The 23,203-nt window shown below is 33.7% G+C and carries 23 protein-coding genes and 9 tRNA genes; 9 read left to right on the forward strand and 23 right to left on the reverse strand.

The window, feature by feature from the left end; all coding sequences use genetic code 11:
* Positions 1-119: 119 nt before the first annotated feature.
* The 4 genes from M3P09_RS00810 to M3P09_RS00825 all read right to left on the reverse strand — a co-directional run bounded on the left by M3P09_RS00810 (position 120) and on the right by M3P09_RS00825 (position 3,468).
* On the reverse strand, positions 120-1,109 hold the full coding sequence (locus tag M3P09_RS00810; protein ID WP_099565093.1) for an aspartate-semialdehyde dehydrogenase: 990 nt from the start codon (positions 1,107-1,109) through the stop codon (positions 120-122).
* 134 nt (positions 1,110-1,243) lie between these two features.
* Complete coding sequence (gene mscL, locus M3P09_RS00815; protein ID WP_249971672.1) at positions 1,244-1,651, reverse strand: large conductance mechanosensitive channel protein MscL; 408 nt, start codon at positions 1,649-1,651, stop codon at positions 1,244-1,246.
* A 70-nt stretch (positions 1,652-1,721) separates the two neighbouring features.
* A complete protein-coding gene (alr, locus tag M3P09_RS00820; RefSeq protein ID WP_249971673.1) occupies positions 1,722-2,828 on the reverse strand; it encodes an alanine racemase in 1,107 nt (368 codons plus the stop codon).
* Positions 2,821-3,468 (reverse strand): thymidine kinase, encoded by a 648-nt coding sequence (locus M3P09_RS00825; RefSeq protein ID WP_249971674.1) that lies wholly within the window; start codon positions 3,466-3,468, stop codon positions 2,821-2,823. Before M3P09_RS00825 ends, alr begins: the two co-directional genes overlap by 8 nt.
* Positions 3,469-3,574: 106 nt before the next feature.
* Here M3P09_RS00825 and M3P09_RS00830 point away from each other — a divergent pair, with 106 nt between their 5' ends.
* The 4 genes from M3P09_RS00830 (at position 3,575) to M3P09_RS00845 (ending at position 6,908) form a co-directional block, all read left to right on the forward strand.
* Complete coding sequence (locus M3P09_RS00830; RefSeq protein ID WP_099565089.1) at positions 3,575-4,312, forward strand: hypothetical protein; 738 nt, start codon at positions 3,575-3,577, stop codon at positions 4,310-4,312.
* A gap of 178 nt (positions 4,313-4,490) precedes the next feature.
* Entirely contained in the window at positions 4,491-5,162 is a 672-nt protein-coding gene (rsmI, locus tag M3P09_RS00835) for a 16S rRNA (cytidine(1402)-2'-O)-methyltransferase (protein WP_249971675.1), read from the forward strand.
* A gap of 53 nt (positions 5,163-5,215) precedes the next feature.
* A complete protein-coding gene (locus M3P09_RS00840; RefSeq protein ID WP_249971676.1) occupies positions 5,216-6,334 on the forward strand; it encodes an alkaline phosphatase in 1,119 nt (372 codons plus the stop codon).
* Positions 6,335-6,338: 4 nt separating this feature from the next.
* Positions 6,339-6,908, forward strand: coding sequence for a uracil-DNA glycosylase family protein (locus tag M3P09_RS00845; RefSeq protein ID WP_099565086.1), 570 nt, complete (start codon positions 6,339-6,341; stop codon positions 6,906-6,908).
* A 42-nt stretch (positions 6,909-6,950) separates the two neighbouring features.
* Here the strand turns inward: M3P09_RS00845 and M3P09_RS00850 are convergent, their stop codons facing one another.
* Positions 6,951-7,781 carry a 3'(2'),5'-bisphosphate nucleotidase CysQ family protein gene (locus tag M3P09_RS00850; protein WP_249971677.1) on the reverse strand — a complete coding sequence of 277 codons (831 nt, stop codon included), beginning with the start codon at positions 7,779-7,781 and terminating at the stop codon, positions 6,951-6,953.
* A gap of 2 nt (positions 7,782-7,783) precedes the next feature.
* Positions 7,784-8,731 (reverse strand): oxidoreductase family protein, encoded by a 948-nt coding sequence (locus tag M3P09_RS00855; protein ID WP_249971678.1) that lies wholly within the window; start codon positions 8,729-8,731, stop codon positions 7,784-7,786.
* A gap of 120 nt (positions 8,732-8,851) precedes the next feature.
* Here M3P09_RS00855 and M3P09_RS00860 point away from each other — a divergent pair, with 120 nt between their 5' ends.
* The gene (locus M3P09_RS00860) at positions 8,852-9,670 is read left to right on the forward strand and encodes a DUF695 domain-containing protein (protein ID WP_249971679.1); all 819 of its coding nucleotides are present in this window, start codon (positions 8,852-8,854) and stop codon (positions 9,668-9,670) included.
* 144 nt (positions 9,671-9,814) lie between these two features.
* Here the strand turns inward: M3P09_RS00860 and M3P09_RS00865 are convergent, their stop codons facing one another.
* The 13 genes from M3P09_RS00865 to M3P09_RS00925 form a co-directional block, all read right to left on the reverse strand.
* A complete protein-coding gene (locus M3P09_RS00865) occupies positions 9,815-10,258 on the reverse strand; it encodes a hypothetical protein (protein WP_249971680.1) in 444 nt (147 codons plus the stop codon).
* 214 nt (positions 10,259-10,472) lie between these two features.
* Positions 10,473-11,570 (reverse strand): slipin family protein, encoded by a 1,098-nt coding sequence (locus M3P09_RS00870; RefSeq protein WP_249971681.1) that lies wholly within the window; start codon positions 11,568-11,570, stop codon positions 10,473-10,475.
* Between the two features lie 1,083 nt (positions 11,571-12,653).
* Positions 12,654-12,780 (reverse strand) — tRNA-OTHER (locus M3P09_RS00875).
* A 10-nt stretch (positions 12,781-12,790) separates the two neighbouring features.
* A tRNA-Leu gene (locus tag M3P09_RS00880) sits at positions 12,791-12,864 on the reverse strand.
* A gap of 71 nt (positions 12,865-12,935) precedes the next feature.
* Positions 12,936-13,009, reverse strand: a tRNA-Leu gene (locus tag M3P09_RS00885).
* 6 nt (positions 13,010-13,015) lie between these two features.
* Positions 13,016-13,088: transfer RNA gene (locus tag M3P09_RS00890), tRNA-Lys, on the reverse strand.
* A gap of 6 nt (positions 13,089-13,094) precedes the next feature.
* Positions 13,095-13,167 (reverse strand) — tRNA-Val (locus tag M3P09_RS00895).
* 6 nt (positions 13,168-13,173) lie between these two features.
* Positions 13,174-13,246: transfer RNA gene (locus tag M3P09_RS00900), tRNA-Glu, on the reverse strand.
* Positions 13,247-13,251: 5 nt separating this feature from the next.
* Positions 13,252-13,324 (reverse strand) — tRNA-Asp (locus M3P09_RS00905).
* A gap of 8 nt (positions 13,325-13,332) precedes the next feature.
* A tRNA-Asn gene (locus M3P09_RS00910) sits at positions 13,333-13,404 on the reverse strand.
* A 7-nt stretch (positions 13,405-13,411) separates the two neighbouring features.
* Positions 13,412-13,484 (reverse strand) — tRNA-Cys (locus tag M3P09_RS00915).
* A gap of 127 nt (positions 13,485-13,611) precedes the next feature.
* Positions 13,612-14,142, reverse strand: coding sequence for a tetratricopeptide repeat protein (locus M3P09_RS00920; protein WP_249971682.1), 531 nt, complete (start codon positions 14,140-14,142; stop codon positions 13,612-13,614).
* Positions 14,143-14,882: 740 nt separating this feature from the next.
* A complete protein-coding gene (locus M3P09_RS00925; RefSeq protein ID WP_099565079.1) occupies positions 14,883-15,473 on the reverse strand; it encodes a carboxymuconolactone decarboxylase family protein in 591 nt (196 codons plus the stop codon).
* A 60-nt stretch (positions 15,474-15,533) separates the two neighbouring features.
* On the opposite strand from M3P09_RS00925, the gene M3P09_RS00930 reads away from it, so the two are divergent.
* From M3P09_RS00930 to M3P09_RS00940, 3 genes are read left to right on the forward strand one after another with little or no spacing between them, the layout of a single operon-like run.
* On the forward strand, positions 15,534-15,956 hold the full coding sequence (locus tag M3P09_RS00930) for an OsmC family protein (protein ID WP_099565078.1): 423 nt from the start codon (positions 15,534-15,536) through the stop codon (positions 15,954-15,956).
* A gap of 49 nt (positions 15,957-16,005) precedes the next feature.
* Entirely contained in the window at positions 16,006-17,700 is a 1,695-nt protein-coding gene (recJ, locus tag M3P09_RS00935) for a single-stranded-DNA-specific exonuclease RecJ (protein ID WP_249971683.1), read from the forward strand.
* Between the two features lies 1 nt (position 17,701).
* A complete protein-coding gene (locus tag M3P09_RS00940; RefSeq protein WP_249971684.1) occupies positions 17,702-18,970 on the forward strand; it encodes an MFS transporter in 1,269 nt (422 codons plus the stop codon).
* Here M3P09_RS00940 and M3P09_RS00945 read toward each other — a convergent pair.
* From M3P09_RS00945 to M3P09_RS00960, 4 genes are all read right to left on the reverse strand, one after another.
* Positions 18,967-19,722: a UDP-2,3-diacylglucosamine diphosphatase gene (locus M3P09_RS00945; RefSeq protein ID WP_249971685.1), complete on the reverse strand. Its 756-nt coding sequence runs from the start codon at positions 19,720-19,722 to the stop codon at positions 18,967-18,969. The genes M3P09_RS00940 and M3P09_RS00945 overlap by 4 nt on opposite strands.
* A gap of 175 nt (positions 19,723-19,897) precedes the next feature.
* Positions 19,898-20,350 carry a 6-pyruvoyl trahydropterin synthase family protein gene (locus M3P09_RS00950; RefSeq protein WP_249971686.1) on the reverse strand — a complete coding sequence of 151 codons (453 nt, stop codon included), beginning with the start codon at positions 20,348-20,350 and terminating at the stop codon, positions 19,898-19,900.
* Between the two features lie 162 nt (positions 20,351-20,512).
* Positions 20,513-21,847 (reverse strand): MATE family efflux transporter, encoded by a 1,335-nt coding sequence (locus tag M3P09_RS00955; protein WP_099565073.1) that lies wholly within the window; start codon positions 21,845-21,847, stop codon positions 20,513-20,515.
* A complete protein-coding gene (locus M3P09_RS00960; RefSeq protein WP_249971687.1) occupies positions 21,844-22,344 on the reverse strand; it encodes a GNAT family N-acetyltransferase in 501 nt (166 codons plus the stop codon). Before M3P09_RS00960 ends, M3P09_RS00955 begins: the two co-directional genes overlap by 4 nt.
* 59 nt (positions 22,345-22,403) lie before the next feature.
* Between M3P09_RS00960 and M3P09_RS00965 the strand changes: the two genes are divergently transcribed.
* Positions 22,404-23,198 (forward strand): universal stress protein, encoded by a 795-nt coding sequence (locus M3P09_RS00965; RefSeq protein ID WP_249971688.1) that lies wholly within the window; start codon positions 22,404-22,406, stop codon positions 23,196-23,198.
* The last annotated feature ends 5 nt before the right edge of the window (positions 23,199-23,203 follow it).

A 23,203-nucleotide genomic window follows, 5' to 3' on the forward strand; every position in this document is an offset into this window, starting at 1 on the left:
GCTATGCTTTGAACTAATTTTTCAAATAAACTTTGTTTATGATATTGTTTTAAGCAAAAAAAGCCCTTGTTAAGATACAAGGACTTTTTTATAGTTATTCTAATTTTAAGTTAAAAAAGCTAAACCAATTTATTTTCTATTAAATATTCACCAATTTGAACCGCATTGGTTGCTGCTCCTTTACGCAAGTTGTCTGCAACTATCCACATATTTAATGTATTAGGCTGTGTCTCGTCTCGTCTAAGCCTTCCAACAAAAACATCATCTTTATCGTGTGCATAAATTGGCATAGGGTAAGTATTTGTATCCGTATTGTCTTGAACTACAATCCCTGAAGTTTCATGAAGTAGCTTTCTAACATCTGACAAATTGAAATCGTTTTCAAATTCAACATTTACAGATTCTGAATGACCACCAGCAGTAGGAATTCTAACAGCAGTAGCAGTAACAGAAAAGGTTCTATCGTTAAATATTTTTTGTGGCTCACGAGCCAATTTCATTTCTTCTTTTGTATAACCATTGTCTTCAAAAACATCGCAATGAGGCAGAGCATTTCGGCCAATTGGATATGGGTAAGCCATTTCGCCATCGATTCCTGCAATTTCATTTTCCAGTTGTTTTACCGCCTTAACTCCTGTACCAGAAACTGATTGGTAAGTTGAAACTACCACACGTTTCATCTTGTATTTTTCATGAAGCGGCGCCAGTGCCATAACCATTTGTATGGTTGAACAATTAGGGTTAGCAATAATTTTATCGGTTTTAGTTAACTCATTTGCGTTAATTTCTGGAACAACTAATTTTTTAGATGGATCCATTCTCCATGCAGAAGAGTTATCAATAACTGTAGTTCCAACTTCGGCAAATTTTGGAGCCCATTCTAATGATGTACCACCACCGGCAGAAAAAATAGCAATCTCTGGTTTTGCTGCAACTGCATCAGCTAGACCAATAACAGTGTGTTCTTTATCTTTAAAGGTTAGTCTTTTACCAACAGAACGCTCTGAGGCAACTAATAATAATTCAGTAATAGGAAAATTTCGTTCTGCTAATACTTTTAACATCACTTCGCCAACCATTCCTGTGGCTCCAACAACTGCTACTTTCATTTTTATATTTTTATAAAATTACTGCAACAAAACTAAGTATTAATTATATTTTAGTGCATAAAAAAAGCCTTCATTTTTAGAAAACAAAGGCTTTTTGACAACAAATAACAAAATGTTATTTATTTAACAAACAGTTATTTTTTAAGCAAGTCTCTTATCTCTGCTAATAATTCTTCTTGAGATGGTCCCTCAGGTTCTGCAGGTGCTTCTTCTACAGGCTTTTTAGTTTTATTATAAGCTTTTATTATTAGGAACATAACAAAACCAACAATAATTAGGTTTACAATAGTATTAACCCATGAACCCCACATAATGGCATTTTCAGCAGATGTAACTGCTCCTGTAGCGTCAACTACAGCTTCGTCTAAAACAATTTTCATTTGAGAAAAATCCATTCCTCCAGAGAAATGTCCAACTACTGGCATTACAATATTATTTACAAATCCATTTACAACTCCTCCTATGGCGCCAGCCATAATTACCGCAACTGCAAATTCCACAACGTTGCCCGTCATGATAAAATCTTTAAACTCTTTAAGCATAATTTTAAATTTTAGTTAGTAGGATACTAATTTAGTTAAAAAAATTAAATGTTAACATTTGTTAAAATAACTATTTTAAAAGCACACGCTTTACACGCTGGGAAATAGCAGTTATTAGTTCGTAAGAAATTGTGCCAGAGGTTTCGGCTAGGGTTTCAGCAGTATGATTTACATCAAAAATAATAACTTCGTCTCCTTCTTTACAATCTATACCAGTTATGTTTATCATAATCATATCCATACAAACATTGCCAATAATATAGGCTTTTTGACCATTAATAGTTACAAAGCCATTACCATTACCATATTGTCTGCCAATACCATCGGCATGACCAATAGGAAGGGTAGCAGTTTTTAAAAAACCATCGCTTTTAAAAGCCCGATTATAGCCAACAGTTTCATCTTTTTCAATAAGGTGAATTTGCGAAATAATAGTTTTTAAAGTTCCAATAGGTTTTAAATACCGGTTTTCTTTTATCGAATTACCAAAACCATATAGGCCAATGCCACTACGAACCATATCAAAATGGGCTTCAGGATAATTTAATATTCCAGAGGTGTTACACATATGTAGTAACGGTTTGCAATCAATAGCTTTTGTAAAGTTTGTATAAATAGCTTTGAAGTTTGCAATTTGATTTAAAGAGAATTCTTTTTCATTTAAATCCTCGCTAGCTGCTAAATGAGAAAAGATAGATTCTACTTTTACAGCGGTAGTGTTTTTTAGTTTTGAAATTATATAATCAACATCGTTTTCCCAAAACCCAAGTCGGTTTAAACCAGTATTAAATTTAATATGAATGGGATAATCGTTTTGTTTTTCTACGGAAGCGAAAGAAAGAAATTCATTAAAAATTTTAGCATTGTACAAACTAGGTTCTAAACAATTTGCAATTAAGGTTTTAAAATTTACAGCTTGAGGGTGTAAAACTAGAATGGGTTTTGTAATGCCTGCCTGTCTTAATACAACGCCTTCATTTACGTAAGCTACAGCAAAGTAGTCGACGCTTAATTCTTGTAGATAAACAGCAATTTCGCAAGCATCACTACCGTAACCAAAAGCTTTAACAACGGCTAAAAATTTAGTATTGTTTTTAAGTTTCGATTTTAAATGCTCAAAATTATGCTTAAGTGCTTTTAAATCAATTTCAAGTACCGTCTCTTGCGCTTTAGACATCTGAATTCTTTGGTTTAGAGGTAATTTCTTCGGCGTCGTTAACTTTCATACTTCTTACTTTATCACGCATCATTGCCTTATAGTAAGCGGCTCTACTTAAGGGCTCGTATTCGTCAACCTCGCCTAAAAGCACCAAATTATCACTTTTAGATTTACGGTAACTATATTGCGCTAAATTCCCAGTTCTTGTACATACCGCATGTACTTTGGTAACATATTCGGCAGTTGCCATTAAGTTAGGCATTGGCCCAAAAGGGTTTCCTTTAAAATCCATATCTAATCCAGCTACAATAACGCGTATACCCTTATTGGCTAAATCGTTACAAACACGTACAATTTCGTCATCAAAAAACTGAGCTTCATCAATACCAACAACATCACAACCATCAGCTAAAATAGGGATGTTTGCTGCTGCGGGCACAGGAGTAGAGCGAATTTCGTTAGCATCGTGAGAGACTACCATATCCTCATCATAGCGCACATCTATAGCAGGTTTAAAAATCTCAACTTTTTGCCTTGCAAATTGAGCGCGTTTGAGTCTTCGGATGAGTTCTTCGGTTTTTCCAGAAAACATGGAACCGCAAATAACTTCAATCCATCCAAATTGTTCTTTATGATTTACTGTATTTTCAAGAAACATTTCGTAATTTTAACACTAAAACAAAGGAAATTTTCGTTTGTATAAAGGTGGCGTAAATTTATTAAAAATCAAAAGCCTAAATAGCAATAATTTTAAATTATAAATAATGAAGAAGAAGTTAGAGGCCGAACTTATTAGTATAGCACATAGAATTCTTAAATTAAAGGGGAAAGAAGATGTTATTAAACTGCATGCAGAATCTGCAGAGCTTTATGAAAAGCTGTCGGTACTAAAGTTTGCTCACGAAAATTTTGAGGATGATATTCCATCTATTGGTAACGATTCTTCTTTTTTCGACATGTTAGATACAGCTTTCAATAATAAAGTAAGTGATAATATAGAGGTTGAAGATAAAGTATATATAAACCTTGATGATGTTGAAGAAGATGAGATTACCGAGCCTTTAATGGAAACAATTAAAGACATGGTAGCTCAAATGCCGCAAGAAACACTGCAAGTCGATTCGGTTTTTGAAGAAGCCATTCCAAAACAAAAACAACGTAAAAATGACTTGGAATCTATTACTTCTGGTTTTGAAGACATGCCAGTTTTCGAACCCGTTTCTAAATCCCAAAACGGTAACGAAAAAAAGACACTTAACGATAAACTAAAAAAAGGCGAACTCAATATAGGACTTAACGATAAAATAGCATTTATAAAGCATTTGTTTAACGGAAAAAGCGAAGATTACGATCGGGTAGTATCTCAATTAAATACATCGATGTCTTTTAGCGATGCCAAACGATTTATAGAAGATATTGTAAAACCAGATTATAACGATTGGGCAGATAAAGAAGAGTTTGAAGAACGCTTTATACAAATTATAGAAAGTAAATTCCTTTAAAATTTGGGTGTTCCCACGCAAAAAGCGTGGTCGCGCTTTCCGCTATATCTTTTTAAATGTCATTGCGAGGAGAGAAACGACGTGACAATCTATTAATATTAGCTATCAACAAGTGTTTTACATTTAATTTTAAAAAGGATGCCGCTTCAATCCCTAACACAGTAGTAACGATTAATACATGAGTAAACTCTACATAGTACCAACACCCATAGGAAATTTAAAAGACATTACTTTTCGAGCTATAGAGGTTTTAAAAGAAGCCGATTTAATTCTATCTGAAGACACACGCACTTCTGGCAAACTGTTAAAACATTTTGAAATTTATACCCATATGCAATCGCATCATATGCACAACGAACATAAAACGGTGGAAAGCATAATTCAAAAAATAAAAGGAGGAATAACCGTAGCATTAATTAGTGATGCCGGAACACCAGCTATATCAGATCCTGGGTTTTTGCTAACACGAGCCTGTATAGAAAATAATATTGAAGTAGACTGTTTACCAGGAGCTACAGCATTTGTACCCGCTTTGGTAAACTCGGGATTGCCAAACGATAAGTTTGTATTCGAAGGGTTTTTGCCAGTAAAAAAAGGACGTCAAACCCGACTTTTATTATTAGCAGAAGAAACTAGAACTATAATTTTTTACGAAAGCCCGCATAAATTAGTAAAAACCTTAGGGCATTTTTGCGAATACTTTGGTGAAGACAGACAAGTATCGGTATCTCGAGAACTCACTAAACTTTACGAAGAAACCATTCGAGGTACAGCTAAAGAAGTTTTAGAATATTATACCAATAAACCACCAAAAGGCGAGATAGTTGTTGTTGTTGGAGGAAAGAAATAAACACTAAAAGATAGTTAGAAAGAATATTAAATCAATCAAAAACAAAGTAGTTCATGAAATATTTTAAAATATCATTTACCTTATTAAGTGCTTTTATGTTAATATCAGGTTGTAAACCTATTGAAGCAGAAAAGAAAGAAGTAAAAAAAGCACCTAAAAATGTCATACTTTTAATAGGAGATGGTATGGGAGTATCCCAAGTTTCAAGCAGCTTTTATTTTGGGAATGAAAACCCAAGTTTTGAGAGATTCAAGCAGATAGGTTTTATAAAAACATCTTCCCAAAGTGATTTGATTACCGATTCAGCAGCTGGAGCTACAGCTTTTTCTGCAGGTATAAAAACTTATAATGGAGCGATAGGTGTAGATCAAGACACTTTATCTGTACCATTAATAACAGATAAGGCTTCAGAATCGCAGTTAGCTACAGGGGTAATAAGTACTTCTTCAATAACGCATGCCACACCAGCTTCTTTTTTCTCCCATGTTAAAAGTAGAAATATGCAAGAGGAAATTGCTGCTCAGTTACCAGAGTCTACAATAGATTTCTTTGCGGGAGCAGGAAACAATTTCTTTTTTAAACGAAAAGATAGTGTTGATTTAGGAGTTGTTTTTTCTAAAAACGATTTTATTGTTGACACGATTTCTTTGAAGAAGCCTCAAAATTTTGATTTAAATAAAAAATATGGGTATTTGTTAGCACCAATACAAATGCCTAGAATGAGTGAGGGACGTGGTGATTTTTTAAGTGATGCAACGCGTTTGGGGGTGGAGTATTTATCTAAAAACGAACATGGGTTTTTCCTAATGGTTGAAGGCTCTCAAATAGATTGGGGAGGACATGAAAATGATTCTGACTATATTGTTGAAGAAGTAAAAGATTTTAGCAAAGCTATTGGAGAAGCTCTTGATTTTGCTGAGAAAGATGGAAACACACTGGTTGTTGTTACTGCAGATCATGAAACTGGAGGCTATACGCTTGCTTCAGAGAATGGAAATTATAATAAAATTAAAGGTAGTTTTTCTACTGGAGGGCATTCGGCAACGTTAATTCCAGTATTTGCATACGGACCAGGTTCTGAAAATTTTCAAGGGATTTATGAAAACAATCTTATTTACAATAAAATTATTCAATTAACTAACTGGGGAAGTAAGAAAACAGATGATTTGTAATTAAATGGATGCCTTATTACGCAAAATAAAACAATGTACTATTTGTCAAGAGCATTTAGCATTAGGTCCACGACCCATAGTATCGGCACATCCAGATTCTAAAATTGTAATTATTGGTCAAGCACCAGGGACTAAAGTACATAAAACAGGAGTTCCTTGGGACGATCCAAGTGGAAAGCAGTTGCGAAAATGGTTAGGTGTTACAGATGAGGTGTTTTATGATGAAACTAAAATAGCACTTATTCCTATGGGATTTTGCTACCCCGGAAAAGGAAAAACAGGAGATTTACCTCCACGTCCAGAATGTGCACCAGAGTGGCATAAACCATTATTTGATGAATTTAAAAATGTAGAGCTGGTTATTTTAATTGGCATGTATGCTCAGAAATATTATTTACAAAAAGAATCAAAAAAAACATTAACAGAAACGGTAAAGAATTACAATCAGTATTTGCCAAAATATTTGCCTTTACCACATCCATCGCCACGAAATCGATTTTGGTTAACTAAAAACCCTTGGTTTGAGGTTGAGGTTTTGCCGGAGCTGAGAAAAAGAATCAAAAAAACGATGTAACTAAGCATCATTATTTCTTTTCAAGAAATTGAATATCGATAATCAATTTCGTTTTTTAAAGTTAGAATAATAAACCCCTTGATGATTCATAAACGTACCATCCTTTTCGTTTAAGTCTAGTATTTCACCATAAAAATCTGTTGCTGGTAAACCCAGTTCTTGGTAAATACAAGCTGTAGCAGCATAATCCCAAATACTACCACCACCAAGATCTTTTTTAGGAAGTTTTAAAAAACATGCAGGACTGTTTTCTAAAACTAAAATGGCACACATTACTGCGCCTGATCCTGACATTTCTTTAATGCCTTTTAATCCTAAATTAGCTTTATGATTATTTAGTATTACTTGTATTTCATTAGACTTAGATGTGTCTCTTAATTTTTTATCGGTCACGTAAGTTAAAAAGTCATTAGTATTTTTAATTACCCAAGTCATTTTGTTTTTATATGCTCCGTTGCCTTTTATAGCATGATATAGTGTTTCGGTACAAGGATCAAATACAACGCCAATTACAGGCGTTCCATCTCTGGAAATTAAAGCAATAGAAATGGAAAATCCAGGGTGTTTATTGATAAATGCTAATGTGCCGTCCATAGGATCTATACACCAAAAGGCATCTTTTTTAAATCGGCTGCCATCATCTTTGGTTTCTTCAGATAACAAACCAATATCATACGCTTCACAAGTTGGCATTAAATGTGATAAGATAACATTTTCGCATTCACGATCTACTTTTGTTACTACTTGAGAGGCATAGTTGGATCCTCCTTCTTTTTGTTCCACAACAATGTTATCATTCATATGTTTCTGAATGATTTTTCCAGCTGAAAGTGCAGCTTCAATAGCAATATTTGCTAAATGTTTTAAGTCCATTACTATAGGTTTTTAATGACTTCAGCAGTAATACGTTCGCTATAACTGTTGATTTTCCAATGGCCAGGACTCCAACCTTTTAAAAACCGATGAAAATCTGCCCAAGCCACACGATATAAAGACCGCCATTCGTTTTCAAGCGCTTCATTTTTTTCACCAAGAGCTTTTTGTAAATGTGTAAAGTACGTGTCTAATAGTTTCGATTCTAAACGTTCACAATCACTTTCATTAAGGCAACTTCCAATAAAATAGGCGACATCTTTCATACCACATCCACCACCTACATATTGAAAATCTACACCGGCAACTTGTCCATTTTTTGAAAAACAAAAGTTTGCCAATTTTGCATCGCCATGCACAAATGTTTTAAAGCTACAGTTGTTTAGTTTTTTGTCAATAGCAGCGGCAGCATTTTTTAATGGGTTGTCTTCTAAAACCTCAAGTTCTTGAGGTCTGGTTTCTAAATGCCAATAGGTGCCAACATTCCAAAGTCCATCAGGAACTTTTCCTAAATAACTCGCATGAAATTGTGCCAGCCACTCTAAGCACCTATCTATATCTTTCCATTCCACACTTTGTTTTCGTAATGGAAAACCTGCTTTGTCCAAATCTTCAAGTACTATAAGTACTTCATCATCCTTTCTTTCAATAGCAAAACATTTTGGTAAACGCGCCATACTATGTTTACTATAGATTTTGTACCAAGTGGTTTCAACCTCATAAGATTTTAATTTTCTCTGATGGCCAATATCTGTATTCCATCCTCTTGGGTGATGATTATTTCTAGGTAATTGCACATGTTTTACAACTACGCTTTCTAAAGTGGAATTTTCTAATGCAACACGGATAATTTTACCATAACCGCTCCATAGCTCCTGAATGATTTCTTTTTCGAATAAAGAAGATGCTCCTGTGCTTTGTAAAATGATGGATTTAAAATGGTTATTCATAGGGTGTCAAAGGTAGGAAATTGTGGTTTTCTGAATACTTGAACCATCTTATTTATGACTACAATAAAAATAAGACTCTGTAATTTGTTAGTTATCTTAATAAATCATAATTTCAATTACATGAAAAATCAAATATTTTTATTATTCTTTTCTATAATTTTTTCTTCATTATATGCTCAAAAAAGCGAAGAGAATTGGCAAGTATATATGGCTGCATATGATAATAAACCAGGATCAACCACCGTTCGGATGGATTTAATTGATGTTGCTCCTTTAGCTGATTATAACTTTGTTTTGGTAACTGGAATTACTTATGAAAGCGAAAGAGATGATGGTTTTCCAAGTGAAGATTCAACTTTTAAACTTTTGCATAAAATTGGTGATGAATTAGAAGTTTTGTTGAAGAAGGATGGAGAAAGTGTTCTTGTAGGGTCTTTTATGTATGACTTTGAGCGCTTAGAATATTTTTATCTTAAATCTGATGACGGAATTAAAGAAAAGATTGAAACGTTTTATAAAACAAATTATCCTTCAAAAAAATATTATTTAAATATCAAGGAAGATAAAAAATGGGAATACTATACTGAGTTTTTATATCCAAATGAAGCGACGAGAAATTATATGTCAGACCAAAGCGTTGTTGAGGCAATTCAAAGAGGAGGAGACAATTTAACAAAATCTAGACGCGTAGATCATTGGTCGTATTTTAAAAGTAAGAGTGATATTGAGAAGTTTAAAAAGGAAATATTAGAGAATAATTTCAAAATAGAAATATCTAACGAAAATGAAGACTATGATTTGCCATATGGCTTGCAGTTTTATAGGGAAGATAAAGTTGACATTGATTCTATTTATCCCATAACCTCTTTTTTAAGAGAAATTTCTAAAAAGTACAATGGTAAATATGATGGTTGGGAGACCTTTATTGTGAAAGACTAATTTTCCATCAACACAAAATTTACTTTTTATAATCTAACGTCTATTTTTCGTTTATAAGCGTAATGGTGTCTTTAAACCATTTGGCTTGTTTATATCCTAAATCTATTAGGGTTTTGCCTGTTATTTTTGTTTTCATGATTTCTTTTATCCCAATAGTTTGCACTCTTCCATTGGAAATTCGTGATTAATCCATTTCTCTTTGTACTCTTCAGGTGTTAATTCATTTAAAATACCTTTTAGTACATTTCTAACTTGATTTATATATTTTGCTATAGTTGTTTCTCCTTTTAAAACAAGTTTAAAATTATCTTCATCTACTAGATTCCATTCATTCCAGTCTTCATACCACCGCAATTCATAATCAATTATGTTGGTATCACTTCGATTAAGAAGAAGTAAAAACTCTCCAGGTTCTTCCATAAAGAGAACTTTTCTCATTTGTTTTGTTTTTATATCTATAGCCGATTGTGTTAATTCTTTTAAAGAATCGTACAAATATGAAACATCCATAGTTACGGTTTTTTCGTTATTACTGATTTTTACCGTAGCCCATCCTGCACCAGTAATTTTATATTCTATTGAAAACATAGTTTTTTATCTCTTACTAAATTATATGATTTCTCCTTTTGTCGAAATGACTTGGTCTATTATTTTTTGACACCTAAAAACCTTTGGCATTAGTTACGCTGCGAGCAAGTACACCCGCGTAAGCGATTGCAGCGGCATCCTTTTGCTTTTGCAAAAGATATAGCGTAAAGCGCGACCCCGCCTTTTTTGGCGGGGTTACGCCCAAAACACCCACTTATTTTCCAGAGAAAATCTCTTTTAATTGTGTTACAACACCTCCATTACCAGAGATTGTGATTTCGCCAATTTTATCAGCGATTTTTTCAACATACTCCATTTCTTTTAGCTTGTACAGCATGTTATTCTCTTCCATCAACTTTGCCGTATTTAGCAAGCTACGTGTAGAAGCAGTTTCTTCACGTCTTGTAATTGTATTGGCTTGTGCTTTTTTTTGTGCTACTAAAACCTGATTCATAATCTCTTTCATTTCTCCAGTTAAAATCACATCTCTAATACCACAGTTTAAAACGGTGACACCTAATTTAGTTGCACTTGTTTTTACGTCTTCAAATACAGCCTCGGCAATATTTTCTTTACGTTCTAACAATTCATCTAAAGTATAAGCACCAACATAAGCACGCAATACCAATTGCATAGTAATGTATAATTGCTTTTCGTAATCTTTGTTTTCTAATAAAGCCTTTTCAATATCGGTTACTTTATACTGTGTATAAAAGTTGATACGGATTGCAGCTTTATCTTTAGTTAACAATTCTTGTCCAGCAATTTCTAATTGCAACTGACGTAAATCGGCCTTTGCAATTTTAATTGTCGTGTCATTTCTCCAGAATCTGTAAGTACCGCCGTCAAGCGTCTTTGTGTACACGTCATCTACTAAAAGGACAGCTTTTTCATAGGTTGCTACTTCAAAAGCTCTGATGTATTTACTCAATTCATATTTACTAAATAATGACTTGTCAATTTTTTCAGTAATATAAATTTTACTTAAATCTGCACGTGTAAACTCACGCTCAATTAAACCCTTCCAGTACACATAACGTCCAGCAGTTAGTATGGTTTTAAAAACACCTTTTTCGTAAACCAAAACAAGTTCACTGTCTTTAACTTCAACAATATCTAACATGGCTTCTAACGTTTTGTCTTGTAGTAAGAGTTCTAACGCTACTGGAGCCACAAAGGTATTTGCTAAGTCATACGTTAAAACACGTTTATTAAAACTTAACCAATGTATTCCTTTAGTAATTACCTTTACGTAATCTCCTTTTTTGAATACCAAACCTACTTTTCCTGCATTAATTCTTACTCGTTTCATTGTTTCTAATTTTTAAATTAAACATTAATTGTTGCCCTCTATAGGCGTGGCAAAACCTGTAACGGAAGGGCTGCCAACCTTAAGTAGTAACTACGAGTTTGTTACCATTTAAAGTATATTTTGAGCGTTACCCCAAAAAAGGGGGTCGGGCTATTTGTTACTAGTTTTGGCTCGATGCTCGCCTCGCCAAAAGCTAACCACTTCTATCCCTAACGCGGAACATTCGTTTTTTTAAAAAACAGCAGATTGCAAATCATCTTTCTGGCACGGAAATACTCATATTAAAAGCCTCTATAAGTAGTATTAAGTTCTTTAGAAATAAAAGTTGGCATCAAAATAAATGATACGTTATTTTAAGTCTTGAAAACAAAACAGTAGTTATGTTTAGCTATTAAAAATCAGTATTTCAAAGTACTTTTCAGATTGCTTAATCACACTAATATTGTTAATTATTAAGCCGACTTACAATCCACTATTTTTGTCATTTTTATTTGAGTAGTGTGACAGACTACTGGCTATCAGTTTTACAAGATGATAAGCTTTGGTGGATCTCCTAAATCCTTCTTCTACATTAACAGTGTAGTACTCTACCAGTTGAGTTACAAGGAAATGAAACCTTGGCAGGACTCGAACCTGCAACATTTAATCAATTGTTCTAGCCTACTGAACTATCCCGAATTTTCGGGAGTGGGAATCGAACCCACGACCTATTGAGTCGCGACTATTTTTTGGATAACAGTCAAAACCTCCAAGTCTAGTTGAACATAAAATCATCATGCATCTCTGCAATGCCTTATGCAATAGTGCTATACCGAAACACCCAACAAGACCAGCTTGATATTTTATCCCCTCAAAGGAGGAGATGTTATTGTACCTCTTACCAGATTCGAACTGGCACTTTCGCAGGACGCGAACAGATAGGCTCTAAATGCGCTTCCCTACTTTACATCCTGTGTATTTCGGTGCTTCTGCAAAACCTAGTCATTGGCGGGCGCGCCACCAACCACATCATCCTATCACTCCACGGTAACGAATCAAAATCTTTTTCCGCAGCTCTTCCCTTTAAGCTAAAGAGGTATGTTGTGGAACAGACAGGATTCGAACCTATATAGCCAGAGTTTAACTCACTGAATTCTATTTAATAAATAGGTTTCGTTGAATTCGTAAACTCATTTCAATCCGGTGCATTGACCAACTTTGCTACTGCTCCAATATTTTAGTACTCCACCCAAGATTCGAACTTGGACTTAACAGCGCTTAAAACTGTTGCCTCTCCCAGTTGGGCTAGTGGAGCATCATGGTACAGGAAGAGAGATTTACTTCGACTTCGCTCAGCATAAACTTCTTATCTTCTTCCTTACTTCGTACAGGAAGAGAGATTCGAACTCCCAGTTTCTCAATTCTAAGTCGAGTGCGTTTACCGTTTTCGCCATTCCTGCATGTTGTTGAGGTATTAGGAGTTGAACCTAAATCACCTGGGTTAAAAGCTCGGTGCTTTAACAATTAAGCTATACCTCAATTTTGTTGAGACAATAGGATTCGAACCTATGACTTTCACGATGTAAACGTGACACTCTTACCACTGAACTATGCCTCATTATTGTACTCTATAAGGGAATCGAACCCTTGTCTTCTGGGAGAAAACTAGATGCACTAAACCACTATGCTAATAGAGCATTTGCAGTACCGACGAGATTCGAACTCGCAACTTCTCGATAGACAGTCGAGCATTCTAGCCATTGAACTACGGTACTATAATTTGCGATATTGGAAAGATTCGAACTTTCAGCCTAGTAGTTAACAGCTACTTGCTCTACCATTGAGCTACAATATCATTTTTGAGACAAGGATGAGAATCGAACTCATAAATAACAGATTTGCAATCTGTAGCCTTAGCCATTCAGCCACCTTGTCAACATATACTTGTGGGAACTGAAAGATTCGAACTTTCTTAGCATGTAAGCGGCAGGTTTACAATCTGCATCAACTCTCCAACGTTGACGAATTCCCATTAAATCGGCAAACCAAGTTTGCCGATTTTTTACTTCTCCTTTCTTTTTTTGTTAGACTTTCTTTTCTTTTTATTTCTAGGCTTTATTTTCTTTTTAACTCTAGATATTTCATTATTTACGTACTCAATAAAACAGTTGTTTGTTGCTGTTTTATTAGCCGCCTTTAATAGTTTAATCGCTGCTTTGTATTTGTCTTGTTTTTCAAGTAAAATACCTTGTAATAATTGCAACAAAGCCTTATCAGTACCTTTTACAGTTAGTGCAAAAGCAATCAACTTATCAGCTTCATCATAGTCATTATTCCATAAAAGTGTTTGAACATAGAATGGATATGTTTTTGGCATTTCCATATGTTGAGCCACAGCTTCTGCGAAATATTGTTTAGCTGTTTCATAATCTTTTAATTGCTCTGCATAAACACGCCCCATCAAACATAAAGCTTGTGCATCTTTGCTGTTATATGATAAAGCATAGTTTAATGCTTCTAATGTTTCTTCTAACTCATACGGATAAGCGTCTAAAGCCTTAAACAAATAGTTGTTATGTAAATTATTTTCCATTTTCGTTTTATTCAATAAATTATTCTGTTTTAAAGGCACACATTTTGTGGGCTCTTAAAACCAAATCAGATTTATGTATTCTTAAATTTTTGGAATAAAAAAATCCGAAACAGTTTGTGTGCTTCGGATTTTTTTCTGGAAAGTAATCTACAGAAAAAACCGAAGCCTCATGAGTGATTCAAGATCACTATATATACTCTGAAAGGGTACATTATGTTTTAACATGGCTTCTTGTTTTTAATTATTAAATTTTTTGCGCAGTAGTTATTTAAAACTGCGGTGCAAAGATGAAAACATTTTTTAAATAAACAAATAAAATTTTAAATTAATTTATTGACAATCAATTAGTTATGTTAAAATTTAAACAAAGAATCTCCTGTCCGCATTTTTGCAGATTATCAAGGTTAATGGCAAAAGTCTGTCCACCAGTTGCTTATCCTTCAATACTTATTATTTTAGTTTTTAAAATTTATATTCAAATTATTTTAATTTTTTTCATAAAAAAAGCGTCCAGTTTCTTGGACGCTTATTATAATTATAGATTATTTTCTTAGTTTTTATTTTATATAAAATCAGTTGAAACCACTACATAACGTCCTTGATCGAGAGAATAATTCGTTCATTCCTCGATAATCCCACTGGCAAAACAGTGCTTTAGGTACAATATGTTCTATTGTGTTTTTCATTTCTTGCTGCAAATATGTAATTTTTATCTTATATAATGCAAATTTAATTTTTTCTTAAACATGCTTCCCCTTCTCCCAACCATGTTTTCCTAAATATTGGTTGCCACTTTCTACAGCTCCATCTTCAATAGAAGTCCCCATACTGTCGTTCCAACGATTTAAGTATCCAAATAATGAAACAACACCTAGCATTTCAACAATTTCACCTTCATTCCAGTGTTCGTATAAACGCTTTTTTATTTCTTCATCAACACCATTTGGCACTTGACTAGCTTGTAACGAAAAATCTAACGCAGCACGTTCTGCTTCACTAAAAGCAGGATGAGTTCTGTATTCCCAAATGTTATCAAGTTGTTCTTGTTCAGCTCCATAACGTTCGGCAGCCCGTATTGCATGTGCTTGACAATAGCGACAACCAGTTGAGTTACTACTAACCCAAGCAATCATGCGCTTTAAAGCTGAAGTAACCCTACCCTCATTAGCCATAACAGCTTTATTTAAATTTATAAATGCTTTACTAATTGCTGGTCGGCGTTGCATAGTCAATACTGAATTTGGACAAAACCCTAAGGTTTCATTAAAGAATTCTGCGAGTTCTTTGGTTTCTAGATCATGATCAGCAGATAATGGTGTTACTAAAGGCATAGTTTTATTTTTTTAATAGTATTTTTGATACTTGCAAGAAACAAAAAATAATTCATAAAAATGGGGAATCAAGTTAGTACAAAATGGTTAGGGAATATGCGATTTGAAAGCACCAATCCGTCAGGGCATAATTTATTTATTGATGCTGGTGAAGAAAATGGAGGGAAAAGTGAAGGTTACCGCCCAAAAGCTTTAATGCTTTCTGCTTTGGCAGGATGCTCAGGTTTAGATGTTGCGTCTCTTATTAAAAAAATGAAGCTAGATGTTGATGATTTTAATATAGATATTGATGCAAATCTAACTGATGAGCACCCTAAATATTATGACAAATTAGAAATGCATTTTCATTTTTATGGCGCCAAATTGAATGAAAAAAAGCTTCAAAAAGCAGTTGACTTATCTATAGAAAAATACTGCGGTGTTATGGAAATGTTTCGTCAGTTTTCAGAATTAAAAATAGAAACGTATTTTCATAAGAAATAAAGAGTAACAAATTTCGTTGAACTTTTAATTCAAACTTTACATCCCCTCAATGCGTTGGACTTTAAAACCTAAACCACAAGCCGAAAAAATTAAAGCGTTGCAAAAAGCACTTCAAGTGGATGCTGCTATCGCTAATTTATTGTTACAGCGTGGAGTTGAAACTTTTGAGGAAGCTAAAACGTTTTTTAGACCAAGTTTAAGCGATTTGCACGATCCTTTTTTAATGAAAGATATGGATCTGGCTGTTGCACGAATAGAAAAAGCAATTGCCAATAAAGAAAACATTTTGGTTTATGGTGATTATGATGTTGATGGGACAACATCTGTAGCTTTAATGTCTACCTATTTGAAAACAAAGTATCCGCTTATTCATACTTATATTCCTAATAGATATGATGAAGGCTACGGTATATCATATAAAGGAATAAACTTTGCTTTAGAGAACGATTTCTCTCTTATTATAGCTTTGGATTGCGGCATTAAATCTGTTGAAAAAGTAGCCCATGCTAAAAAACTAGGAATCGATTTTATTATATGCGATCACCACAGACCGGGAAGCGAAATACCAAAAGCAGCAGCGGTTTTAGATCCAAAACGAGAAGATTGTAATTATCCGTATAAGGAATTATGTGGCTGTGGTGTTGGCTTTAAATTGGTTCAAGCATTAGCATCAAAAGACGGAAAGACAGTTGAAGATTTAACCGAATATTTAGACTTGGTTGCTACAGCCATTGGCGCAGATATTGTTCCTATTAACGGCGAAAATAGAGCTTTAGCTTATTTTGGTTTGCAAGTTATTAATACAAACCCTCGGCCAGGAATAAAAGCTATTTTAGATAAAGTAGAAAAAACCGAGCTTACCATTACCGATGTTGTATTTATTGTAGCACCAAGGATTAATGCAGCAGGACGTATGAAACACGGTAACTATGCGGTAACTTTATTAGCAGAAGAAGAGCATGATAAAGCGAATCAATATGCCTCTGAAATTGATGAATATAATTTAGATAGACGTGAAACAGATAAGCAAATTACAGAAGAGGCTCTTAAACAAATTGAAGACCAAAAAGAACAGAACCGCCTTACTACTGTTGTTTACGACGAAAATTGGCATAAAGGTGTTATTGGTATTGTGGCTTCTAGATTAACAGAAACCTATTACAGACCAACGATAGTATTTACAAAAAGTGGAGAAAAATTAGCAGCTTCAGCACGTTCTGTTCGTGGTTTTGATGTATATAATGCCATTGAAGCTTGTAGCGAACATATTGAACAGTTTGGAGGACATAAATATGCAGCAGGATTAACATTGGAAGCTGAAAATTATGAAGCTTTTAAACAGGCTTTTGAAGATGAAGTAACAAAAACGATTGATAGAAATTTATTAACACCAGAGATTAAAATTGACGCTCAAATAGAGTTAAACGATATTACACCAAAATTTTATAGAATTTTAAAGCAGTTTGCTCCTTATGGGCCTGAAAATATGACGCCCGTATTTATGACCGAAAACTTAATAGATACAGGTTACGGAAAGTGTGTAGGAGCAGATAAAACTCATTTACGCTTAACAGCAACACAACCAGATACTTCTAAAAGTATTGTTTGTATTGGGTTTGGTATGGGTGATAAGCTTGAGTTAATTTCAGACAGAAAACCATTCAATGCTGTATATTCAATTGATGATAATGAATGGAAAGGCAAGGTAACGCTTCAACTTAAACTAAGAGATATTAAAGCATAGTATGGCAAAAAAAGATCCTTATGCTGCTTTACGCATTAAAGAATTCAATATCTTTTTACTACTGCGTTTCGCATTAGTTTTTGGTTGGTCTATGCAGTTCATAATTATAGAGTGGCAAGTCTATAGTTTAACAAAAGATCCACTGTCATTAGGGATAATTGGCCTAATGGAAATTATTCCAGCTTTATCAATGGCATTATTTGCTGGGCATATTGTAGACCAAAAAGAGAAACGAAATTTACTAGCTACTTGTATTGCTGCTTTTTCATTAATCAGTTTTGGGTTGTTTTTATTGACTTCTCCAAAAATAGTGTCAGAATGGAAAACCAACACGATATTATATTGCATTTATGCATTGGTGTTTTTTGGCGGTTTTTTACGTTCGTTTTTTGGTCCAGCTATTTTTTCGTTGGTAGCACTTATTGTACCTAAGAAAATTTATCCAAATGCTGCTACATGGAATAGTTCTACATGGCAAATGGCTCGTGTGTTAGGAGTAGCCTTCGCTGGCTTTTCCATAGGATGGATTGGTGTTCAATGGGCTTTGTGTATTGTATTTGGCCTCGTATTATTTTCACTGCTTTTATTGTTTCAAATAAAAAGAAAACCTATTTTAAATCCTAAAATAGGCGAGCCTGTAATGCAAAGCTTAAAAGAAGGTGTTCGCTTTGTATTTAAAACTAAAGCTATTTTAGGAGCTTTGACTTTAGATATGATTTCGGTATTATTTGGTGGAGCTGTTGCATTATTGGCTGTGTTTGCTGAGGATATTTTAAAAGTAGGGCCTAAAGGCTTTGGAATTTTAGCTGCAGCCCCGTCAATAGGGGCGTTTTTAACAATGCTGGTTACTGCTTATTTACCAATTAGTAAAAACGCAGGTATGAAATTGCTTGCTGCTATTTTTGGTTTTGGGGTTTGTATTATTGTTTTTGGGCTGTCTTCAGTTTTTTGGATTTCAGTAGTTGCTCTATTCTTTAGTGGTGTTACCGATGGTGTCTCTATGGTTATTCGACAAACCATTTTACAAATAAAAACACCAGACCATATGAGAGGTCGAGTAGCATCGGTAAATTCTATGTTTGTTGGGTCCTCGAACGAGTTAGGTGCTTTTGAAAGTGGTTTAACAGCAAAGCTTATGGGCACAGTAAATGCTGTTGTTTTTGGCGGAACTATGACTTTAATTACTGTTGTAACCACAGGAATAGTATCGCCATCGTTCAGAAAATTAGATTTAACTAAAGATATTGAAGCGCATGAAGCTGAAGATTAATACTCTTTAATTTCCATATTCTGACCATCGAAAACACCATAGGTATAATATGAAATCCAATCACCAAGATTGATGTATTTTGATTGCTCGTTGAGATCTATATTTAAAGGCAAGTGCCTATGTCCGAAAACAAAAAAATCACGATGTTTACTTTCTAATTTCCGTTTACAATATTGTACCAACCATTCGTTATCCTCACCTAAAAATTTAGCGTCTTCATCGCCAGAAATAAGCTTATTTTTTACTGACATGTAATGCCCTATACGCATGCCAAAATCTGGATGTAATAAGCGCTGAAATAACCATTTACAAATAGGGTTTGTAAACACCTTTTTCATACGTTTATAACCTTTGTCTCCCGGTCCTAGGCCATCGCCATGTCCAATAAAAAAGGATTTGTTATTGAATGTGAATTCTTTGGGTTTATGATAAACAGGAATGTTAAGTTCTTCTTCAAAATAGCCATTCATCCATAGGTCGTGATTGCCTACAAAGTAGTAGATAGGAATTCCAGAATCTGATATTTCGGCAAGCTTTCCTAACGTACGTGTAAATCCTTTCGGGACTACTTTTTTATATTCCATCCAAAAATCAAACAAATCGCCTAATAAAAAAATAGCAGCAGCATCGTGCTTTACTTCGTCTAACCATGCTACGAATCTTTTTTCGCGTGGACGAGAAGCATCTTGTGTTGGCGCTCCTAAATGGTTATCGGATGCGAAATATATTTTTTTCCCTTCTGGAATATTCATGAAGTAAATATAAATAAATTAGCCACTAATACACGAATATTTAGCCTAGAACTATTGGTTTTGAGTTAGGGATTGCTAAAGCTCTTTTTGTGTTGTTGCACCTATGCGACACAAAAAGTGACTACCAAAAGCCTAACCACTTGCCTAGAGTGGAGTCGAAATGTATGGTAACCCTCTATATATTATCGGAGGCATACCACTCTGCAAAAGAGGTATCGGTTTCTTGAAGCTTTAAGGAATGTAATGTAATGTGATTTGGTAAGCGGTTTTTTATTTTTTGTGCAAAATCAATTACCATCATTTCACTGGTTGGCTGGTAATTTACCAGTAATACGTTATGACCACGATTCTCAAGCTCTTTTGCAAGCTCGACATGTGGTGTATTTTTATTAAAAACAGTGGCATGATCGAAGACATTTACAATTTCTTCTTTTACAATTTTTTTTAAATCACTAAAATCGATAACCATCCCAAATTTTACGTGATTGTTGTCTGTTATGGGTTTGCCAAAAACAGTTACTGATAGTTTGTAGCTATGACCATGTACATTTTTACACTTACCATCGTACCCATAAAGTGCGTGACCAGTTTCAAAAGAAAATTGTTTTGTAATGCGAATGTTACTCATTTTGTAATGTTATTTGCTATGCAAAGATACTATCTTCTTTTTCTTTTATTTACAAAATAAACGATTATTAAAACTAAACCTAGTACTAGAAATAATCCGTTTCCGCTAATGAAACCTAAGATGTCCATTTTAAATAATTTAGATGCTTAATATGCATCAAAGTTAATTGTTTTTTGATAGAGGCGTAAATATTTTTCTGAATATTAAAATTAGTGGAAATCCTCTTGCAATGATCCAGAATGTTATGGCTATAAAAATGGCATAAAGTTTATAATTGAGATAATCTAACCAAAATAAAATAGGAATAAATACTAAAAAGGTAGAGGCTAAAAGAACGTTACGTAAAACCTCCATCTTGCCTAAGCCTTTAAAAATACCATCAAAAATAAAAGCGAGTGTACATAAGGGTTGCATTGCTAAAACGATCCAAAATATGTTATAAAATTGTTTTAAAACTTCTGGATCATTAGTGAAAATGTTTCCTAAGGGGTAATACAACAAGCCACCAACTAAAGCTATGAATATCCCTATAACTATACCATATTTTATTAGTTTGTTACTTAATGTAATAAGCAAACTATATTCTTTTCCACCGTATAATTTACCCGATAAAATGTTTCCAGCACTTGAATAACCATCTACAATAAAAGCGCCTAAAAACCATAAATTAATGGCGATGGTATAAGCAGCTATGTAAGTTGCACCGTAACTTGTAGCAAAAGCACTAGCATAATATAGGGTAACATTTAAAGCAATGGTACGTACAAAAAGATTGAGAATCATTAATACAAAACGGTTAATCTCTTTGTTAAATGGAAAGCTTAATTTTAATGGAATAGAGGTCTTTTTAAGCAAATAATATACTGCACAAATAGCCATTAACAATTGTGCTATAACACTGGCGTAAGCAGCGCCTTTAATATGCATAGGCTCAATATAACCATCAATACCATATACTAGAATAAAATCTAAAATAATATTAGCAATGGTTCCTATTATGGCAATAAGCATAGGATAATAAGTGTTTTGCAAGCCTCTAAAAGCACCAAAAACGGCTATGGTAAATAACGTAAAAGGGAAACCAAAAACCCGAATTTTGTAATAATCTACACTATATTCTAAAATTAAACCAGAGGCATTATAAAGCTTAAAAATATGGTTTGCAAAAGGATAAGTTCCAATTATTATTAAAACACTTAACGAGGTAATAATAAATATAGCTTGTGCTGGCAGGTTTTTAATTTCATCAAGGTTATTTGCACCAACATATTGAGAAACTATTGATGAAATAGCACTTCTAGTTTGACCCAAAACCCAAATTAACATGGATAAAAAAGTGGTTACAATACCAACGGCCGCTAAAGATTCGGTGGCATTAAACTGTATATTCCCAACTATTGCGGCATCAGTTAATGATAGTATGGGTTCTGATATTCCAGATATTAGAGCTGGAATGGCTAATTTGTTTATATGTTTTAAACTTATGTTTGTGCTCACAGTATTAATTCGTAACAGTAAAAAGGATGATTGCTTTGCTTAGGAAAATAAATGTCTCCTAAGCGTTTATAACTTCGTAATTCGTAAAATTTTTGATTTCTTTTGTTTTGAGAAAATGTATCTAACCTTACTGAAGTATAGTTGTTTTCTTTAGCAAATTTTTCAGCAAAATCCATTAATTTTTTTGCGTATCCTTTACCTTGATGTTTTGGGTGAATAGCTAAACGGTGGATATAAATATTCCGATTGCTTTCCGTTAACCAAGAAACAGGAATATATTCTTCGTCCATGAATGATGAAACTACCACACAACCAACGATTGTTTTATCTTCTTCGATGACATATAACTCGTTTCTTAAAACATCATTTTTAAAGGCTGCTTTATTGGGGTAATGTTCATTCCATTGATAAATACCTTTGTCAATCATAAAGCTAGCACAAGCTTTTGTAATGCTTATAATTCTGTCGATATCTTTTAGTCTTGCTTTACGAATCATTTTTAATGTTTACTTTTGCATAAATATTGCTACAAATTTAGTCTTTTAAACTTTTTATTATGAAGAATATTTTAGTTCCTGTAGGGTCATCAAAAAATGCTTTAAGCCATTTGCAATATGCGGTAGATTTTGCCAAAGCATTTAACGCAAAACTTTATGTTGTGCAAGTTTATAATGTGTATACAAAGGCTGGAACTATGATTAAGGTTGATCATATTATTGAAAAAGAAAGCAAAGCTTTTTTAGACAATTTAGTTTCTAAAATAGACACTAAAGGTGTTGATGTGGTTGTAAAAACTTTAAAAGGAAAACTAGTTGACACATTAGAGTTGGCAAGTAAAGCTGCTAATATTGATTTAATAATGGTTGAACCTAGAACAAATTCAATAAAAGACGAGGTGTTTTTAGGAAAAACATCGGGAAAAATTATTAAGCAAACTCAAATCCCCGCGCTTATAGTCCCTGAAGGCTATCAATTTAAACCTTTTGCAAGCATTTTGTTAGCTGTTAAATCTGCTATTATAAAAAAGGAAAAAGCTTTAAATCCTTTGATTGATATTAAAGATAATTTTAAGGCCAATGTAAACCTCTTACTTGTTAAAACACCTTATTATAATGATGGTGATTTTGATGTTAAAGAACAATTGGGAGGTATTGTTGAAAACATAACTAAATCAGAAAATGCAACTACATTTCACGGCGTTTTAGAACATTATCAATCACACAGCCCCGACATGTTATGCGTAGTTAGAAGAAAACGAGGGTTTTTTGTAAAAAAATGGGAGAAAAATGTAATCCTGAAAAAGGATTTTAATAGTAACACCCCTGTTTTAGTATTAAGCGGATTAAAATAAATTAA

Source organism: Jejuia spongiicola (assembly GCF_023502325.1).
In the GTDB taxonomy this organism is placed as follows: Bacteria; Bacteroidota; Bacteroidia; order Flavobacteriales; family Flavobacteriaceae; genus Wocania_A; species Wocania_A spongiicola.